14 protein-coding genes are annotated in these 18,421 nt (G+C 71.8%); 7 read left to right on the plus strand and 7 right to left on the minus strand.

Annotated features, from left to right (window positions below; all coding sequences use genetic code 11):
- The coding region (locus tag AB0M88_RS33945; RefSeq protein ID WP_364109743.1) for an FAD-binding oxidoreductase at nt 1–1,495 on the plus strand (1,495 nt) is incomplete at its 5' end.
- Nucleotides 1,492–2,982: an MDR family MFS transporter gene (locus AB0M88_RS33950; protein ID WP_364109745.1), complete on the plus strand. Its 1,491-nt coding sequence runs from the start codon at nt 1,492–1,494 to the stop codon at nt 2,980–2,982. The genes AB0M88_RS33945 and AB0M88_RS33950, both read left to right, overlap by 4 nt.
- A 17-nt stretch (nt 2,983–2,999) precedes the next feature.
- On the opposite strand, the gene AB0M88_RS33955 is transcribed toward AB0M88_RS33950, so the two are convergent.
- Nucleotides 3,000–4,196: a cytochrome P450 gene (locus tag AB0M88_RS33955; RefSeq protein WP_364109747.1), complete on the minus strand. Its 1,197-nt coding sequence runs from the start codon at nt 4,194–4,196 to the stop codon at nt 3,000–3,002.
- 293 nt (nt 4,197–4,489) lie between these two features.
- Here AB0M88_RS33955 and AB0M88_RS33960 point away from each other — a divergent pair, with 293 nt between their 5' ends.
- The 3 genes from AB0M88_RS33960 to AB0M88_RS33970 all read left to right on the plus strand — a co-directional run bounded on the left by AB0M88_RS33960 (nt 4,490) and on the right by AB0M88_RS33970 (nt 8,061).
- Nucleotides 4,490–5,521, plus strand: coding sequence for a methyltransferase (locus AB0M88_RS33960; protein WP_364109750.1), 1,032 nt, complete (start codon nt 4,490–4,492; stop codon nt 5,519–5,521).
- A gap of 114 nt (nt 5,522–5,635) precedes the next feature.
- Entirely contained in the window at nt 5,636–6,862 is a 1,227-nt protein-coding gene (locus AB0M88_RS33965) for a VCBS repeat-containing protein (protein WP_364109752.1), read from the plus strand.
- A gap of 65 nt (nt 6,863–6,927) precedes the next feature.
- Complete coding sequence (locus AB0M88_RS33970) at nt 6,928–8,061, plus strand: MFS transporter (protein WP_364109754.1); 1,134 nt, start codon at nt 6,928–6,930, stop codon at nt 8,059–8,061.
- A 51-nt stretch (nt 8,062–8,112) separates the two neighbouring features.
- On the opposite strand, the gene AB0M88_RS33975 is transcribed toward AB0M88_RS33970, so the two are convergent.
- The 4 genes from AB0M88_RS33975 to AB0M88_RS33990 are packed head-to-tail and all read right to left on the minus strand — an operon-like array spanning nt 8,113 to nt 14,375.
- Nucleotides 8,113–9,678 (minus strand): class I adenylate-forming enzyme family protein, encoded by a 1,566-nt coding sequence (locus AB0M88_RS33975; protein ID WP_364109757.1) that lies wholly within the window; start codon nt 9,676–9,678, stop codon nt 8,113–8,115.
- A gap of 27 nt (nt 9,679–9,705) precedes the next feature.
- The gene (locus AB0M88_RS33980; RefSeq protein WP_364109760.1) at nt 9,706–10,845 is read right to left on the minus strand and encodes an AMP-binding protein; all 1,140 of its coding nucleotides are present in this window, start codon (nt 10,843–10,845) and stop codon (nt 9,706–9,708) included.
- Nucleotides 10,846–10,872: 27 nt separating this feature from the next.
- Nucleotides 10,873–12,960, minus strand: a complete 2,088-nt coding sequence (gene pabB / locus AB0M88_RS33985; protein ID WP_364109762.1) for an aminodeoxychorismate synthase component I — start codon at nt 12,958–12,960, stop codon at nt 10,873–10,875.
- Nucleotides 12,961–12,989: 29 nt separating this feature from the next.
- A complete protein-coding gene (locus AB0M88_RS33990; protein ID WP_364109765.1) occupies nt 12,990–14,375 on the minus strand; it encodes a 3-deoxy-7-phosphoheptulonate synthase in 1,386 nt (461 codons plus the stop codon).
- A gap of 231 nt (nt 14,376–14,606) precedes the next feature.
- Here AB0M88_RS33990 and AB0M88_RS33995 point away from each other — a divergent pair, with 231 nt between their 5' ends.
- A complete protein-coding gene (locus AB0M88_RS33995) occupies nt 14,607–15,560 on the plus strand; it encodes an ATP-binding cassette domain-containing protein (RefSeq protein WP_364109767.1) in 954 nt (317 codons plus the stop codon).
- A complete protein-coding gene (locus AB0M88_RS34000) occupies nt 15,557–16,402 on the plus strand; it encodes an ABC transporter permease subunit (protein WP_364109769.1) in 846 nt (281 codons plus the stop codon). The genes AB0M88_RS33995 and AB0M88_RS34000 overlap by 4 nt, the downstream gene beginning before the upstream one ends.
- Before the next feature lie 129 nt (nt 16,403–16,531).
- Here the strand turns inward: AB0M88_RS34000 and AB0M88_RS34005 are convergent, their stop codons facing one another.
- Both AB0M88_RS34005 and AB0M88_RS34010 read right to left on the minus strand, forming a co-directional pair.
- Entirely contained in the window at nt 16,532–17,191 is a 660-nt protein-coding gene (locus AB0M88_RS34005; protein ID WP_364109773.1) for a response regulator transcription factor, read from the minus strand.
- A complete protein-coding gene (locus AB0M88_RS34010) occupies nt 17,188–18,405 on the minus strand; it encodes a histidine kinase (RefSeq protein WP_364109775.1) in 1,218 nt (405 codons plus the stop codon). Before AB0M88_RS34010 ends, AB0M88_RS34005 begins: the two co-directional genes overlap by 4 nt.
- Nucleotides 18,406–18,421 lie beyond the last annotated feature (16 nt).

An 18,421-nucleotide genomic window follows, 5' to 3' on the forward strand; every position in this document is an offset into this window, starting at 1 on the left:
CCGCCCCGCCCTCCCACCCCCCCCCGCCCCCGCGGCGGGCGCCCCGCCGGCGCGCCCCCCGCCGCCCCCGCGCGACCGGTTTCGGGGCCTGGCCGATCGCCTGGACGGTGACCTGATCCGGCCGGGCGATCCCCGGTACCCGGTCGCCCGCCAGCTCGACAACGGCTACTTCGACACGGTCGAGCCGGCGGCGATCGCGTACTGCGCAAGCGTCGCCGACGTGCGCACCGTTCTCGGCTTCGCCCAGGACCGTGCCCTGCCCACCGCGATCCGCAGCGGTGGCCACTCGGCGGCCGGTTACTCGACTACCACCGGCCTGGTCCTGGACGTGAGCCGGCTCAACCGGATCGACGTGGGGCGGTCCACGGTCGCGGTCGGGCCGGGCACTCAGGCCGTCGACGTGCTCGGCACGCTCGCGGCCCACGGAATCGCCGCGGTCACCGGAAACTGCCCCACCGTCTGCGCCGGCGGCTATCTTCAGGGCGGCGGCATCGGCCCGCTCGCCCGCAAATTCGGCGTGGCCAGCGACCACCTCGTCGCGGCGGAGGTGGTGCTGGCCGACGGCACGGTGGAGAACGTCTCGGCGCGCCACCACCCCGATCTGTTCTGGGCCCTGCGCGGCGGCGGCGGCGGAAACTTCGGCGTGGTCACCCGGTTCGAGATCACGCCGGTGCGGGCCGACCGCATGGTGACCTATGCACTGGTCTGGTCGTGGGACCGGACCGCCGACGTGATCGCGGCCTACCAGACGTGGGCCGAGCAGGCGCCGGAGGACCTGGTCGCGAACCTCAATCTGGTGCTGCCCAACGCCACGCCGGGAGCCACGCCCAGCGTGTCGGTGTCCGGAGGATGGCTCGGCGGCGACCCGGACGGGCTCACCCCGCAGCTCGACGCGCTGATCGCCGCGGTCGGCGTGGTCCCTCTGCGCAACCAGGTGACCGACCAGACGTACACGGCCTCGATGATGCGCACGTTCGGCTGCGCGGACCTCAGCACCGCCCAGTGCCACCGCACCGGTGCCACACCCCAGGGCACACTGGCCCGGCACACGTTCGTAGTCAACCGCGGCCGCCTGCTCACCCGGCCGCTGCCCGCGCCGGCTATCGACCGGCTGCTCACGGCGTTCGAATCAGCGCCGGCCGACGGGCAGCTGCGGGTGGTCTCCTGGGCCGCGCTGGGCGGCCGAATCAACCGGGTGGCGCCGGACGCGACCGCCTACGTCCACCGGTCGGCACGGCACTACGTGGCGGTGACTGCGCAGCTGCCGGTCGCCGTACCCGATCCGGACGCGCGCGCCGCGGCCCAGTCGTGGGCCGACGGGTGCTTCGAGATCGTGGCGGCGCACGGTCGTGAGGGGCAGGTGAACTTCATCGACCCCCGGCTGCCCGACTGGCGCACCGCCTATTACGGGCAGAACTACCCGCGCCTGGCCGCGGTCAAGCGGAGCTACGACCGGTACGGGTTCTTCCGTTTCCCGCAGGCCGTCGGCCGATGATCGCGCCGGTCGCCGAGCCCGCGCTGCACGGCCGGCGCCTCGCCCCGGTCTTCGGCGGCCTGGCCGTCGCCATGTTCCTGGCGTCGCTCGACCAGACCGTGGTGGCGACCGCGTTGCCGGAGATCGCCGGCTCGGTCGGCCGGCTCGACCAGCTCTCCTGGATCATCATCGCGTACCACCTCGCGGCCGCGGCCAGCACGCCGCTCTGGGGCCGGGCCAGCGACCTCTACGGCCGCAAGCGACTCCTGCTCGCGGCCGTGATCATCTTTCTGGCCGGGTCCGCGTTCTGCGGTCTCGCCCGCGACCTGGTCCAGCTGACCGCCTCCCGGGCCGTCCAGGGCGTCGGCGCGGGCGGGATGATGACGCTGTCCATGGCGGTGATCGCGGAGATCGTCCCGGCCCGGATCCGGGCGCGGGTGCAAGGCTATCTGCAGCTGGTGTTCGCGCTCGCCGGGGTGATCGGGCCGCTGGTCGGCGGCCTGATCGTCGATGTGTCGTCGTGGCGCTGGATCTTCTATCTCAACCTGCCGTTCGGCGCGCTCGCGGTGACGGTGCTCGGCTCGCGGCTGCGGTTGCCGGCCCGGTCCACCGACCGCAGCCTCGATGTCCCGGGGGCGCTGCTGTTGGTCAGCGGCGTGGCCGGGCTGCTGCTGCTCACCGAGCAGGTCGGCGGCGCGGCCGCCCGGTGGTGGCTGCTTGCGGGCAGCGCGTTCCTGCTGACCGTCTTCGTGTGGTGGGAACGGCGTACCGCGGAACCGATCCTGCCGCCGCGACTGTTCCGCCGGCCGGTCTTCGTGGTTGTCACCGTGGCGTTGTTCCTGACCACTGCGGTCATGTTCGCCGTGGTCATCTTCGTGCCGCTGTTCCAGCAGACCGCGGCGGGGGTGAGCGCGACCCGGTCCGGCCTGCTGCTGTTGCCGATGACGGCCGGGATCACGGTGTCCACCGTCCTCGGTGGACGGTTTATCGCGCGAACCGGTCACTACCGGTGGCTGCCGGCGACCGGCCTGGCGCTGGAGGCGATGTCGGCGTTCCTGCTGTCCCGGGTCACGGTCGGCACGTCACTGCTCGCCGTCGGCGCCTGCCTGGTGCTGTTCGGCCTCGGCTTCGGGATGGTCACCCAGGTGCTCGTGCTGGCTCTGCAGAACGGCGCCGACCGCCGGGACCTCGGCATCGCCACCGCCTCGGCGAACCTCTTCCGGTCACTGGGCGGCTCGGTGGGCGCCGCGGTGTTCGGCACGATCTTCGCCCATCAGCTGAACGACCACCTCGCTCGGGCGCTGCCGCCGGGGGCCGCGCTGGACGCCGACGCGGTGCAGAGCGGCCCGGCGGCCGTACGGCTGCTGCCCGCCGCGATCCGCGGCGCCGTTGCCGGCGGCATCGCGGACGCGGTGGACACGGTGTTCCTGCTGGCCACTCTGGTGGCGCTGGCCGCGTTCGCGGTGGCGCTGACGCTGCGGGCGGAGCCGCTGCGCGACGACCGCTGAACGCGGCCGGCCGGGACTCACCAGGTGACGGGCAGTTCGTGCAGCCCGTAGACGAACATGTCGTCGCGGAAGCGCATCCGCTCGAGGGGCTCGACCGGCCGCAGGCCGGGCAACTCGGTGAACAGCGTGCGCAGCACCACGTTGAGCTCCACCCGGGCCAGGCTCATGCCCACGCACTGGTGTACGCCGTACCCGAAGGTGAGGTGCGGCACCCGGGGTTGGTCGGCGTCGATGGCATGCGGGCACCGGTAGACCGACTCATCGCGGTTGCCCGAGGCCAGCAGGCAGGTCACCCACTCGCCGGCCCGGATCGTGACGCCGCCCGCCTCGACGTCGGCGGTGGCGCGGCGGGTCACGCCGTACTGGATGATCGAGTGCATCCGCAGGATCTCCTCGACGACCGCCTCGCTGCCGCCCGGGCTCTGCAGCCGCCGGATCAGGTCCTCGTCGCCCATCACGTTCGCGGCGCCGATGCCGATGGTGCTCGCCGTGGTCTCGTGCCCGGCCAGCAGCAGCAACATGCCCATGCCGACCACATATTCGGCGGAGACCGGCTTGCCGTCGACCGTCTCCTGGCCGAGGTGGCTGAGCACGTCGTCGCCCGGGTGGCGGAGCTTCTCCGCGACGATTTCCCGCAGATAGTCGGTGAGCACGACGGTCGCCTCGTCCACCTCGTCCGGGGTGCTGTCCACGGCGCTGCGCACCTGCGTCTGCCGCTGGAAGAACTGGTGGTCGGCGGCCGGCACTCCGAGCAGATCGCAGATGATCTGGGAGGGCACCGGGAAGGCGAGGCCGGCCAGCAGATCCGCCGGCGGCCCCTGCTCACGCATCCGGTCCAGATAGTGGCGGGTCAGCTGCTCGATCCGCGGCTGCATGGCCCGCGCCTTGCCCGGCGTGAGATCGCGCAGGATCAACCGGCGCCACAGGGTGTGCTCCGGCGGGTCCATCGCGACCAGCGATCGCGGCATCATCACCGGCTTGCGGCCGATGGCCAGCGACGGCGGCATGTTCCCGGCGCGATCGATGCTCAGCCGGTTGTCGGCCAGCAGCGTACGGATCAGATCGTAGGTGGTCACCAGCCAGCCCTCGACGCCGTTGGGCCAGACGAATCGGCTGATCGGCGCCTCCCCGCGCAGGAGGGCGTACTGCTCCGGGATGTCGAACGGGTGCGTGCGGGCGCGCGGCAGGGGCGGCAGGGACGACGTCTGCGGCATGGGACTCCTCTTCTCCGGCTCGGCCTTTCAGCTCGGCCTTTCAGCTCGGCCGGTCGGCGGAGCGTGATGAGCTCACTGTGCCGAGCGCTGATCCCGACGTCGTCAGCCTGCGGTCCCGGGCTCACCGGGCAAGCCCGCTGCGAGGCCGGGATTTCCCGCGTGCACCGGCGGCGTCCCGGCCGCCGTCGCAGATTTCCCCGGCCGCCGAGACTGCCGCCCCACGACCTGGGACCGATCGCACCAGATGCTGGGGGTCAGACAAATCTCGCGGACGACGAAAGCAGGGCAGCAGGATGAGCGACCCGTTCAACGCCGAAGCCGACGACGCCTTTGCCATCTCGCAGCTGATGTTCCCGACCGTGGGGCTGTGCATCTCGGTGGCGGCGCAGCACGGCCTGGCCGACGTCCTGGACGACGGCCGTCTGACGGCCACCGAGCTGGCCGAGCGCACCCGGACCGATCCCGGCGGACTGGCCAAGGTGCTCCGGGTACTGATCGAGGAGGGCATCTTCCGGGAGGTCGAGCCGGGCATCTTCGAGAACACCCCGCTGTCGCGGCTGCTGCGCCGCGATCATCCGCGATCCCAGTACGCGATGGCGTGCCTGGTCGGTTCGCCGTGGCTCTGGGCCTCGTGGGGCAAGCTGTCCGAGGCACTGACCGACGGCCGGCCCGGTTTCGAGCTGGCACACGGCACGACGCTGTGGGAGTACCTCGCCCGGCACCCGGAGGACGCGACGATCTTCAACGGCGCGATGACCGACTTCTCGGAGGCGCTCGGCGACCAGGTGGCCGCCGCGTACCCCGAGTTCGCCTCGAACGGTGTCATCGCCGATCTCGGCGGGGGCACCGGGAGCTATCTGAACGCGATCCTGCGGGCGTACCCGGCCGTCGCGCGGGGCGTGCTCGTCGACCTCGAGTCGGTGGTCGAGCAGGCCCGGTCGCGACCGGATCTGGCCCAGTTGCTGGAATCGGGGCGGCTGGAGTTGTACGGCGGCGACTTCTTCGAGGCGGTGCCGGCCGACGTCGACATGTACGTCGTCAAGCAGGTGATGCACAGCTGGAACGACGACAACGTCGTACGCCTGCTGGAAAGCTGCCGGAAAGCGTCGCCGCGCGCTCGGCTGGTGGCCGCCGAGTTCGTCCGCGACGACAAGACATCGGCGTTCGTGAAGAATTTCGATCTCGTGATGACCGTAACGATGAACGGCAACGTGCGCAGCCAGGCCGAGTACGCCGACGTGTTCCGCCGAGGCGGCTACGAGCTGACCCGCGTGGTGCCGACCAGCACCGCATTCAGCCTGGTGGAGGCCCGTCCCTCGCGGTGACGGCGGGCGATCGAGATTCCCGGGCCGGTGAAGATTCCCGGCCCACGACCCTGGGAACGATCCGCCGCCATGCTCACCTCTGACATCAGCCGGAAACTTCAGATGGAGGATCGAGTGAGGAAACAACTGATCCGGATCGCGGCGCTGCCGAGCGCGGTCGTGCTGGCCGTCACGGCCGGTGGAGCACAGGCGATCGCCCGGGTCGACACCCGGCTGGCGACCACTCCCGCGGCCGCGTCTCTGTTCGCCGACCCGGTGCAGTACCCGGCCGCCGCCCGCTTCTGGTCCCTGGTCGATGTGGACCTCAACGGCGACGGCAAGGTCGACATCGCTACCGGCAACGGCAACAACACGATCTCGGTATTCCTGAACAAGGGCGACGGTACCTTCCTGCCCCGGACGGACTACGTCGCGCAGAGCCTGCCCTACTTCCTGACCTTCGACGTCGTGGCGGCCGACTTCACCGGCGACGGTAAGCCCGATCTCGCCATTTCCGGCGGCAATCCCGTCGGCTACGTGCAGCTGTTCGCCAACAAGGGCGACGGCACCCTGGCCGCCCCGGTCGTCACGCCGATGGGTTTCGGCCCCAATCAGCTCGTCGCCACCGACCTGAACCACGACGGCAAGAGCGATCTGATCACCACCAACAACTTCGCCGCCGACGTCAGCGTCCGGCTCGGCAACGGCAACGGCACCTTCAAGCCCGAGCACAAGTACGAGGTCGGCCCGGGCCCGCAGGGCCTGGAGATCGCCGACGCCAACCGCGACCACATCCCGGACATCCTGACCGGCAACTTCGGACGCCCGAAGGACTCGCTGTCGGTGGCGTACGGCCGCGGCGACGGCACGTTCGGCAAGACGCACGAGTACAACGTCGCGGTCTCCGGCAACGACGTCGCCGTCGGCGACTTCAACCGGGACGGCATCCTCGACGCCGCCGTGCCGGAATTCGTGACCAACAAGATTCAGGTGGTGCTGGGCCGTCGTGCGGGCGGTTTCGGTCCCCCGGTCACCTACGACGGCAGCACCGGCGTCAACGAGGCCACCGCGGCCGACCTGAACGGCGACGGCAAGCTGGACCTGATCGACTCCGTCTCACCCGACCAGAACCGTGACCCGGGCTCACCGCCCCCGCCGCCCGGTCTCCAGGGCGCCGGCATCGCGGTGCTGCTCGGCCACGGTGACGGCAGGTTCGCTGAGAGGACCATCTTCCCGATCGAGGGCGCCATCGCGGCGATCCTGCCGATCGATGTGGACGGCGACGGGCGACTCGACGTCGCCGCGGCCGATCTGAACACCAACACGCTGGTGGTCTGGCACAACACCTCGGCCTCGCACTAGTGACGGCGATCCCTCCGTCCGTCACGGCGAGCAGCCCTTCGACGTCGGCCCCGTTCACCAGGACGGTGAGCGTGCTGACGGTCGGCGGGCTGCTCGTCGTCGGACAGCTCTACGTTCCGCTGCCGATGGTCGGCGAGATGGCCCGGTCGTGGTCGGTCACGCCCGGCCGGGCGCTCTGGACGGTCACCGTCTTCGGCCTCGCCTACGCCGTCGGGTTCCTGATCACCGGCCCGTTGTCCGACCTGTTCGGCCGCCGGCGGGTGCTGCTCGGCGGATTGCTCGTGCTGACTGCCGCCACCGCCGTCCTGGCGGTGGCGCCGTCACTGCCGTTCGCCATCGGCTGCCGGATCGTGCAGGGCGCCGGGGCGGCCGGCTTCTCTCCGGCCGCGCTGGCCTACGTCGGTGAACGAATCCCGGCGCGGCGCCGGCCGGTCGCCCTCACCTGTCTGGTCACCGCCATGGTGGCGGCCACCATCAGCGGGCAGCTGGCCGGCCAGGCCGCCTCGGGCCCGGGCGGCTGGCGCGGGGTGATCGCGATCAACGCCGTCGCTCTGACGGTGCTGGCGGTGGCGTGCCGGTTGATCCTGCGACCCGATCCGGACCGGCGCGAACAACCACGATTGGCAGGCTATCTCGGATCGCTCGGGCGGCTGGTGTCCCGTCCCGTCCTCGTCCTGATCTACCTGGCCGCGGTGACCGTGGTCGGCGGGTTCGTCGCCGCCTACGCCACCGTACAGTTGCTCGGCCCGGCCGGGTTGGCCGAGCCCCGGGCGATGCTGGCACTGCGCGCCGGCGCATTGCCGGCGCTCGTGGCGGCGCCGTTCCTTGCGCCGCTCCTCGACCGGATCCGCGCGGCCCGGCGCGGTGCGCTGGCACTCGCCACCGCGGCCGTCGTGCTGGTCGTGCTCGCCGTGACCGGCGGCGCGTCGCTCGCCGCCACCGCCGGGCTCCTGCTGCTGTTCGCCGGTGCGGTGGCGACTGTCTCGCCCGGCCTGACCGAGTTGGTCGGCACGTTGTCCGGGCCGGCCCGCGGCGCCGGGACCGCGCTCTACACGTTCGCCCTGTTGGTCGGAGCGAGCCTCGCTCCGCCGGCGGTCCACGCCCTCGGTGGCCTCGGGTTCACCGCGACGCTGTCGATGATCGCGGCCGCCCAGGGGGTCGGGGCCGTTCTGCTGCTCATCGCCGACCGGCGCTACTGAGCTGACACGACGAAGCGGCGGTCACCGAGGTGGCCGCCGCTTCCTGATCGCTCAGCGCCCGGCGTCCTGCAGCATGCGGACGAGCTCCGGGCGCTGCACCTTCCAGGTCGACGTGCGCGGCACCTGGTCGAACCGCAGCTGGACCGGGTCGGCCAGCTCCGGCAGGTCCTCGGTGGCGGTGCGCCACCGGTCGAGGTCCAGCGGCTCCTCGCCGCGGATACACACCACCGGCACCGCCTCACCGCCCGGACCGGCCACGACGGCCACCTCACGCAGCTCGTCCAGGCGGGACATCAGGATGTCTTCGGCGCGCAGGTTGCTGTCCATCGACTCGATCTGGTCGACCTCCCGGTCCAGCAGGAACACGGTGCCCCAGCGGCCCCGGAAGCCCATGTCCCCCATCCGCCACCACCGGCCGTTGAACACCTCGGCGTACCGACGGTTCTCGCCGAGATAGGTGAGCACCCGGCTCCGCAGGCGTACCTCGAGGTGACCGGTCTGGCCGTGGCGCACGCGACGGCCCTGCTTGTCGGTCACCCGCAGCCGGACGAACCACGGGACCGGCACGCCCACACAACGGGTGTCGGCCGCCGCCGCGGTCCGGCGGGTGTACCAGCGCATGCACACCGGTCCGGTCTCGGACTGGCCGTACAGCTGCACGAAGACCGGGAAGCGGCGGCCCGATCCGGCGAGCATCCGCTGGATCGTACGGGGGTGCATGGCGTCGAACGTGGCACCGAAGACGGCCACGTTGGACAGCGGCCCGTCCGGCTCGGCAGCCAGCTCCTCCCACTCGATGTACGTGTTCGGATGGGTCTCGACGTAACCGGGCCGGGTGCGGACGAACAGCTGCCGGATCCGGTCCGGCTCGTGCGAGCCGGCGATGACCAGCGGGTTGCCGTAGTCCAGAAACACCCGCAGCGCGTTCAGGAAGCGGGAGTGGGCGAAGGTCATGCAGAGGGCCACGGTCTCGCGGCGGCGGATCGGCCAGGCCATCATCCGTTGCGGCACGAGCCGGCTGTAGAGCGAGTCGCCGCTGTGCACGGCCAACTTCGGGATGCCGGTCGTGCCCGAGCTGTGCGTGATCAGCGACGGCTGGCCCGGGTGCAGGCGGACCGGTTCGCGGCGCGGCGCACCGGCCCAGGTGTCCAGCCGCACGGCCCCAGCGACGTCGTGACCAGCGGTGAGGAGAACCTGCCGGGCCAGATCGGTCGGCGCGGTGCCGGCGAACGCCGAGGAGATCTTGTCGGCGTCGCTGAGCAGCCACGGGTCGTCGAGCCGGCCCATCAGCTCACCGGCCACCGCCGGGGGCAGGCCCGGCGAGAGCAGCACCGGCACCGCGCCGATCCGGGAGCAGGCGCAGGCCATCAGCGCGATGTCGAAGTTGTGGGTCTTGTAGATCGCGACCTGCTCACTCGGCCGGATGCCGGCCGCCCAGAGCCGCGCGGCCAGCTCGTCGATCAGCTCGGCCAGGTCGCCCACGGTGGTCCGGGTGCCGGATTCCGGCGCGAACTGCAGCGGCTCGTCGAGGACGACCGGCACGGTGGCGTGGCGGCGTGCGGCGTCGGCGAACATCAGGCCGATCTGGAAGCTCGTATGATCCTCGGACCTCGGCATGGGTCTTTTCCTTTCGTCGGCGTGGTTTCAGGCAGATCCGATGTGGATGTACGCACCACGGGGTTCGCGCCGGGCCCGCTCGCCGGTACGCAACCACCCGCCGGTCACGCCGGTTACGGCCGGGTCGCCGAGGTAACCGCTCATCATCCCGGGCCCGGCAAGCCACAACTCCCCCTCGGCACCGTCCGGCAGCACCCGTCCGGCGGCATCCCGGATCTGCGCGCGGTATCCCGGTACCGGCCGGCCGACGGTGCCGGCGTTGTTATGCCGCGCCGTGTTGGCCAACGCGGCGCCACCGGTCTCCGGGGAGGCGAACTGGTGCAGCACGGGCGCGCCGAGCGCCGCGGCGGCGTGCGCCGCGAGGACCCGGGGCAGCTGTCCACCGCAGGTGTGCACGGCGGCCAGCTTGTCGAACCCGGCCGGGGCGGCCGGAAGCGTGTCCAACCAGGACGGATCCGCGTACAACTTGGTGACCGCGAACCGCTCCGCGAGGGCGGCAGCCTCGGCCGGATCAGGGCGGTACTCGGTCAGCACGACCGCCCCGCCGACGGTCAGCGGGGCCATGAACGCACCGGTGAACGCGTGCGCGAGGTGAAAGCCGGAGACCGGGAGGGTCACGTCCCCGGCGGACACGCCCAGGGCCCGGCCGGCGGCCCTCAGGTAGCGGCCCGGGTTGCCGTGCGGATGCTGGGCGCCGCGGGTTCCGTGCGCTCGCCCGCTTGTGTACTGGACATAGAGCGGACCGTCAGTCCGTTGCGCCCGGGCCGGATCGGCGGCCGCGGCGCCGCCCAGCATCCGCGCGTCAGTCACACAGGTCAGCCCGGTGAAGTGGTGACGGAGGAACTCGGCCGTGACGACCAGGACCGGGTCGCAGTCGGCGGTCAGATCGAGGTGCTGTGCCGCGGACAACTCGGGATCGACCGGCACCACCGTGGCGCCGGCCCGCGCGACCGCGAGGAAAGCGACGACCCAGGCGATGCTGTTCGGCAGTGCGATCAACACCCGGTCGCGAGGCAGCACGCCGTGCCGCCGCAACATCGTGGTCACCCGGGCCGCCGTGTCGAACAGCCGGGCGTAGCTCCACGAGCCGACCTCGCTGTGCACCGCCGTACGCCCGAGCCATCCGCCGCGAACGGCAGCCGACTGGAGTTCCAGCGCGAAGTTCACCGTGCTCCCCCGTTCTTTCGCCGCGGCTCAGGCCGGCGCGCCGGCCCGGCCGGGTGCGCCGACCGCCGGGTGCGCCCGCGCGGTCGCGGCCGCCTTGAGCAACATCTCGTCGTATTCGTCGGCCGGGACGGAGTCGAGCACGATCGCGCCGCCGGCCCCGATGTGCCACTCGCCGTCGTGCAGCACGGCGGTGCGGATGACGATGTTGAGGTCCGCGGTGCCGTCACAGCCGAGGAAACCGATGGCGCCGGAGTAGACCCCGCGGGCCGCGCCCTCCAGCGAGTCGATGATCTCCATGGTCCGCAACTTCGGCGCCCCGGTCATCGAACCGCCGGGGAAGCAGGCCCGGATGCACTCCACCGCGTCGGTGCCCACGGACAGGGTGCCGCGCACGGTGGAAACCAGCTGATGCACGGTCGCGTAGGTCTCGGTGGCCATCAGGCGCGGCACGTGCACGCTGGACACCTCGCAGACCCGGCCCAGGTCGTTGCGCAACAGGTCGACGATCATCAGATTCTCGGCGTACGTCTTGGTGCCGGTGGTCAGCTCCGCGCGCAGTCGCTCATCCTCCTCGGGGGTGCTGCCGCGCGCCGTCGTGCCCTTGATCGGCTTGCTCTCCACCACCCGGTCGGCATCGATCCGCAGGAAGCGCTCGGGCGACGAGCAGGCCACCGCGAGACCACCGAAGCGGAGGTACGCCCCGTAGGGCGCCGGGTTGGCCCGGCGGAGACGGCGGTAGTACTGAAGTCCGTCGTCGACCGCCGGAATCCGCAGCGCGTTGGTCAGGCAGATCTCGTAGCTCTCGCCCTTGATCAGCTTGCGCTGCGCGGTGCCGATGTCGGCGAGGTACTGGGGGCGGTCGCGGACCAGCCACGGCTCCACCGCGGACAGATCCGACCGCACGTCGGGCCGGTTCGGGCGGGACGCGCCGGGCGATCCGGACAGCGTGCGGTACGCGATGTCCAGCCATGCCTCGACGGCGGCCACCGCGGCCGCCGTGCCGTCCTCGATAGCCAGCAGGTAGGTTCGGCCCTGCTCGTGATCTACGGTGACGGCTCGATCGGCGAAGAGCCACTGGGCGTCCGGGTAGGACGACCGGTGCGCCGCGGTGGCCCCGCAGTCGGCCTTGAGTTCGTAGCCGAAGTACCCGACGTAGCCGCCGTGCAGATCGAACGGCAGCGTTGGTGCGTCGACGGTCCGCGCCCGGAGTTCGCCCTGGAGATAGTCGAATATCGTGCCCGGCATCCGCTGCGCCGGCCGGCCGCCCCGCAGCACCGTCACGTGTCCGTCGCCGACCGAATACCGGACATGCTCGCCGACCGGGCCGAGCGCGTCACCCAGGTGCGAGAAGCGGGCCTGCCCGGGCTCGACGTGTGAGCTGTCCAGCCAGTACGCGTCCGGGGAGGCACCGAAGAGCGAGACGAAGGCGGTTTCCGAGTCGATCTCGCGGTCGATCACCCGAACCCGGACCCGGTACTTCTTCGTGGCGGCGGCCGGGGCCTTCGGCGTCCGCGAGATCGGGCGCGGCGTACGGCGGGGACGCCGCGGGGTCCGGTTCCGGAAGTGGCTCAGCAGCGCGGCGCCGTACTCGGTTCCGATCGATTCGGGGTGGAACTGGATGCCCCAGATCGGCCGGCTGCGGTGGCCCACGGCCATCACCACGCCGTCTTCCGCGTACGCGATCGCTCGCAATTCTTCCGGCAGCGGCGGCTCGGCGTGCAACGAGTGGTAGCGCACCGCCTGAAAGTCCTGCGGCAGCCGCTCGAACAGGTCCGTGCCGTCGTGGCGGATCCGGGTCAGGTGCCCGTGCCGGGGCTGTGGAGCCGACGTGACGCGGCCGCCGAAGGCGGTCGCGATGCCCTGATGGCCGAGGCAGACCCCGAGCAGCGGCACGCGGGTCTCGGCGATCATCTGGCGGCAGATCCCGAAGTCCGCCGGCCGGTCCGGGTGACCGGGCCCCGGTGAGATCACGACGTTGTCGAAGTCGAACCGCTCGATCCGGTCCATCCCGACGTCGTTGCGGACGACGATCGGTTCGGCTCCGTTGACCTCGGCGATCAACTGGAAGAGGTTGTAGGTGTACGAGTCGTAGTTGTCGATCAGCAGCGTCTGCACGCGCGCCTCCTCGGATCTGACCCGGCCGTTCATCGGGCCGCCGCCGTCAGCACCGGCATCCGGCCCGCCCCGGGAGTCCGAAGCAGGTCGGCGGTCAGCTCGGTCAGGGCGACCGCCTGCACGTCGTTGAGCCGCGGGTCGCACAGCGTCCGGTAGGCGGTCGGCAGATCGGCGAGCTGCGGGCCTCCCCCACCGACGCATTCGGTGACGTCGTCCGCGGCCAGTTCGAGATGCACCCCGCCCGGAAGCTGGCCCATCCCGGTCAGCACCTCGAAGAATCCGCTCAGTTCGGCGGCGATGTCGTCGTAGTGCCGGGTCTTGAGGCCGGAGGCGGTGCGGACGGTGTTGCCGTGCATCGGGTCGCACATCCAGATCACCGGATGGCCGGCGTCGCGAACCGCGGCGACCAGCCGCGGCAGGCGGGACCGGAGCAGAGCGGCGCCCTGGCGGGAGACGAGCGTCAGCCGGCCCGGCGTCCGCTTCGGGTCGAGGCGGTGGCAGAGCTGGATCAGGTCCGCCGGATCGGTGTCCGGGCCCACCTTGACCGCGACCGGATTGCTCAGTTCGGCCAGAAACCTGACGTGCCCGCCGTTCGGATGGTTGCTGCGGTATCCGACCCACGGCAGATGCGCCGAGCTCAGGTACCACTCGCCGGTCTCCGGGTCGCGGCGGGCCAACGGCTCCTCGTAGTCCAGGATCAGCGCTTCGTGACTCGCCCACAGTCCACGATGGATCCATTGGTCCCGCACCCGGGAAGTGCGCCCGTAGGCCGCGCCCTCGGCGCTCAGCGGGACCGGATCGGCCGACCAGCCGCGCGCGCCGAGCCAATTGTTGACCGGTACGGCACTCGCCCGCGTCGACCCCGGCCCGGCCAGCCGGGCCAGCAGCTCGAGCACGTCCCGCGCCGTCGCGTACGCCTCGACCAGCCGGCCCGGACGGGGAGCGCGAGCGGCGTCGGTGGCCTCCGGCCCGTTGACGAGCAGGCCCTGGAAGGCGGGCAGCAGGCGCCCGCCGACCTCTTCGACCGGGCGCGAGCGGGGCTTGGCGAACTGCCCAGCCAGGCGCCCGATGGTCACCACCGGTAGCCCGGTGCGCTCGCTGATCGTGGCCGCCATCCGTCCCAGCAGCCGGTACTTGGCCTGCGCGTCCAGCACGGCTCGCCGGCCCAGGTGCTCGGCGCAGTCGCCACCCTGGAGCACGAACGCCCGGCCTGCCTGCACCTCGCGCAACTGGTGCCGCAGCGTACTGACGTCGGCCGGCGCGACCAGCGGGGGCAGCGCGGCGAGCAGCCGCACGATGCGGCTCAGCTCGGGGCCGGTCCAGTCCGGTTGCTGTAACGAGTCCAGCGACCGCCACAGGCCCGGCCACCACGGCGCCTGCTCGCTGCCGGTCATGGCCTCTTCGAGACGGTCCACGTCCACCTCTTCTCGATCCGGCTCCCCGGTGGCACGTCGGCCCCGGTGCGGAAAGCCTGGCAGACCGCCTTCCCACCAGCGTGGGTCGTCCGTCCTGAGGGGCGCGGGATTCGCGGCCGGGCCGGACCTCGGGGGACCCTCGGAAGCGACGCCGGCGTACGACGGACGACGTACGTCGAGGACTCTCGCCGTCGGATGCGCCCGCGGCCGGGCGGCGGGCACGCTGATCCGGTGAGTCAGACATCGAGCGACGCGATACCCGACCCGGTGCTCCGGGCGTCCGGCCTGACCAAGCGGTACGGGTCGCGGCAGGTGCTGCACGGCATCGACCTGACTGTCCGGCGCGGTGAGGTGTACGGGTTCCTCGGCCCCAACGGGGCGGGAAAGACCACGACGCTGCGGATCATCCTCGGGCTGGTCCGGCTCACCGCCGGCCGCGTCCGCGTGCTCGACGGGTCGCCGGGTTCGCCGTCCGTGCTGCGCCGGATCGGGATGCTGATCGAGTCCCCCGCCTTCTACCCGTACCTCTCCGGCCGGGACAACCTGCGGGCTCTCGCCCGCTACCGGCGCCTCCCGGACTCCCGGGTCGACGAGGTTCTCGACTTCGTCGAGCTCACCAGCAGCGGGCGGGCCCGGTTCGCGGGTTACTCCCTGGGCATGAAGCAGCGGCTCGGTCTGGCCGCGGCGCTGCTCCCCGATCCGCCGCTGCTGATCCTCGACGAGCCGACCAACGGCCTCGACCCGGCGGGCATCGCCAAGATGCGGGGCTCACTGCGCCGGTTGAGCGATGCCGGGCACACGATCCTGCTCTCCAGCCATCTGCTCGGCGAGGTCCAGCAGGTGTGCGACCGGGTCGGCATGATCGCCGCGGGCCGGATGGTCCGCGAGGGCACGGTAGACGAGCTGCGCGGCGGCCGGCGGCTGACGGTCGCCGCCCGGCCGCTGGAACAGGCGCGCGAGGTGGCCGGGCGGGTCCTCGGGACCGACCGGGTGAGCGTGGTCGACGGGCAGCTGAGTCTGCTCGCCGGCGACAACGACGCGTCCCGGGTCAACCGCGCGCTGGTCACCGCCGGGGTGGACGTGTCCGGGCTGAGCTGGCAGGAACGCTCGTTGGAGGACATCTTCTTCGAGGTCACCCAGGAGCCGGCTCTCGAGCCCGCCGGGGAACGGAAGGGCACGTCATGACCGCGAGTCTCCGGGCCGAGTGGTTCCTCCTGCGCAAGCGCACCGCGACGTGGCTGATCAGCGCGGTGTGGCTGATCCTCGCGCTGCTCTTCGGTTACCTGCTGCCCTATCTGAGCTGGCGCGGCGAGGCCGGCACCCCGGCCGCCGCCACCGCGGGCGACGACCCGATCGCCCAGGCAGTGCCGCATGAGCTGGTCGCCGCGGCGGTTCAGGGCTATCCCCTCTTCGCCGGCGCGCTGGCCCTGATCCTCGGCGTGCTGATGGTGGGCAGCGAGTTCGGCTGGCAGACCCTGCGGGTCATCTTCACCGCGGGCCCAGCGCGGGCTCAGGTGCTGCTGGGCAAGGTCGTCGTCCTGATGCTGGTGCTGCTCGGCCTGGTGCTGGTCACGTTTCTGCTCGACGCCCCGGCCGCCCGGTTGGTGGCCGGCCTCGCCGACCGGCCGGTGGACTGGCCGGGCGTCGGCGACCTGATCCGCGGCGTGCTCGGCGCGTGGCTGATCGTCGGAATGTGGGCCCTGTTCGGCATGTTCCTGGCCGTGGTGACGCGCGGCACCGCCCTCGCCGTGGGCCTCGGCCTGGTCTGGTCGCTCGCGGTGGAGACGCTGCTGCGCCTGTTCGCCGGCTCGATCGGCTTCCTCGACGGGCTGCAGAAAGTGCTTCCCGGGACGAACGCGGGCGGTGTGGCCGCCGCGCTCGGCGTACCGTCGCAGGGCGATCCCGGCGGCACCCCCGGGGTGAGCGACGCGGTCGGCGGCGCACAGGCCGCGATCGTGCTCGGCGTCTACATCGCGGTCTTCGCCGTAGCGTGCGGCCAGCTGTTGCGCCGGCGCGACGTCAGCTGAGCGCCTCCCCCAAGCCAACGGCGCGTCGTGATCCCCCGTCCGCTGCGCCGTTGCCGGCGACTCGCGTCCAGCTCCCGGGTCAGCTCCCGACCTGGGCGCGAGTCGCCACCCCCGATCCGGCGGTACCGCTCAGCGCGGCACGGTCAGGCCGACCCGGACCGCTATCACCACGAGCTGGGCCCGGGAGCGCGCGCCGAGCTTGACCATCGCCCGGCTGACGTGGGTACGCACCGTCGCCGGGCTGACGAACAGCGCAGCGGCGATCTCCTCGTTCGAGGATCCGGTGGCCACCCAGGCGACCATCTCCCGTTCCCGCTCCGTGAGCTCGTCCAGGCTCGGGTCGAGGGCCGGGTCGACGGCGGTCTGCTGAGCGAAGAGCGAGATCACGCGACGGGTGACCGAAGGCGACAGCATCGCCTCACCGGCCGACACCACCCGGATGGCGCGGACCAGCTCCTGCGGCACCGCGTCCTTGAGGATGAACCCGGCCGCACCCGCCTGAAGGGCGAGGAACACGTAGCTGTCCACCTCGAACGTGGTCACCACTATCACCGGGGTGCCGGCGATCGCGGGATCGGCCTGGATGCGGCGCAGCGTCTCCAGCCCGTCGAGCCCGGGCATCCGGATGTCCAGCAGCAGGATGTCCGGACCGGACCGCTTGAGCAGCTGGATGGCCTCCATGCCGCTGCTCGCCTCGCCGACGACCTCCATGTCGTCCTCGCGGTCGATCAGCGCTCTCAGGCCCATCCGGACCAGTTCGTGGTCGTCCGCCAGCGCAACCCGGATCATGCGGCACCCTTCGCCATCGGCAGCCGGGCTTCCACCCGGAAACCGCCGCCCTCGCGTGGGCCGGCGGTGAAGCTACCGCCGACCGCCTCGACCCGCCGGCGCATGCCGGCCAGACCGCGAGCCGAGCCGTCCGGCTCGACCGCTACACCGCGCCCACGGTCCAGGACCTGGATCACGAGCGTCTCCTCGCACTGTTCCACGGCCACCTCGGCGGTCGTCGGCCCGGCGTGCCGGAGCACGTTGGTCAGCGACTCCTGCACGACCCGGTAGAACACCGAGTCGGTCTCCGCGTCCAGCTCGCGGCTGAGGTTGTGCACGTCCAGCCGCACCGGCAGCCCGCCCGCCCGGACCTGGGTGATGAGGTCGACCAGACCACAGAGCCCGACCTCGTCGCCCGCACCGGCCTCGGCCGGCGGCGCGAGCTCGGCCGCCGGGACCGGGCGGAACTCGTCGTGGAAGGTGTCCAGCATGGCGCGCAGCTCGCTCAGCGACTTCCCGCTGGTCGTCTGGATCGCCTCCAGCGACCGGCGGCTCTGGGCGGGTCTGCTGTCGAAGTCGAGCAGCGCGACACCGGCCTGCATCGCGATCAGGGCGAAGCCGTGCCCGGCCACGTCGTGCACCTCGGCCGCGAGCTTGGCCCGCTCCCCCATGGCGCCCTGGGCGATCAGGAGCCGGCGGGAGCGTTCGCGTCCCGCCGCGACCGTCTGCATGAGGGCGCCGAGCAGCCACGGGACGACCAGCCAGCCGACCCAGGCGAGCGCCAGCACCCACGGCAGGTTCACGTCGCTGAGGAGCCGAACGTAGATGGTGCCCGAGGTCACGACGGCGGCCAGGCCGCAGATCAGTAACGACGGGACGAACCGGCGGCGGCGAGCCACCTCGTACATCGCGACGACGATGCAGAGCTGCACCGGGCCGTACGGATAGTGCAGCAGTAAATAGCCGTTGACCAGCAGCAGCGCCGCGACCAGCGAGGGCAGTGGGGCACTGCCGAGCAGCCGCACGGTCAGCGTGACCGCGATGACGATCAACAGGGCGCCCCAGACGTCCAGATGCCGGATGTCGTAACGCCCGCCGACTTGAGGGATCTGGGCGATCAACACTCCGAACAGGGTGACGATGCCGAGACCGAGGCCGGCCATCAGCCGGGCCGGCCACCACCCGGGCCGCGTCGCGGGGCGGTCGCCACCGTGCTCGGCCGGTGCACGCGTCATGCCCGGGAGTCTAGGG

It is taken from the genome of Actinoplanes sp. NPDC051411 (assembly GCF_040682075.1).
Classification (GTDB): domain Bacteria; phylum Actinomycetota; class Actinomycetes; order Mycobacteriales; family Micromonosporaceae; genus Actinoplanes.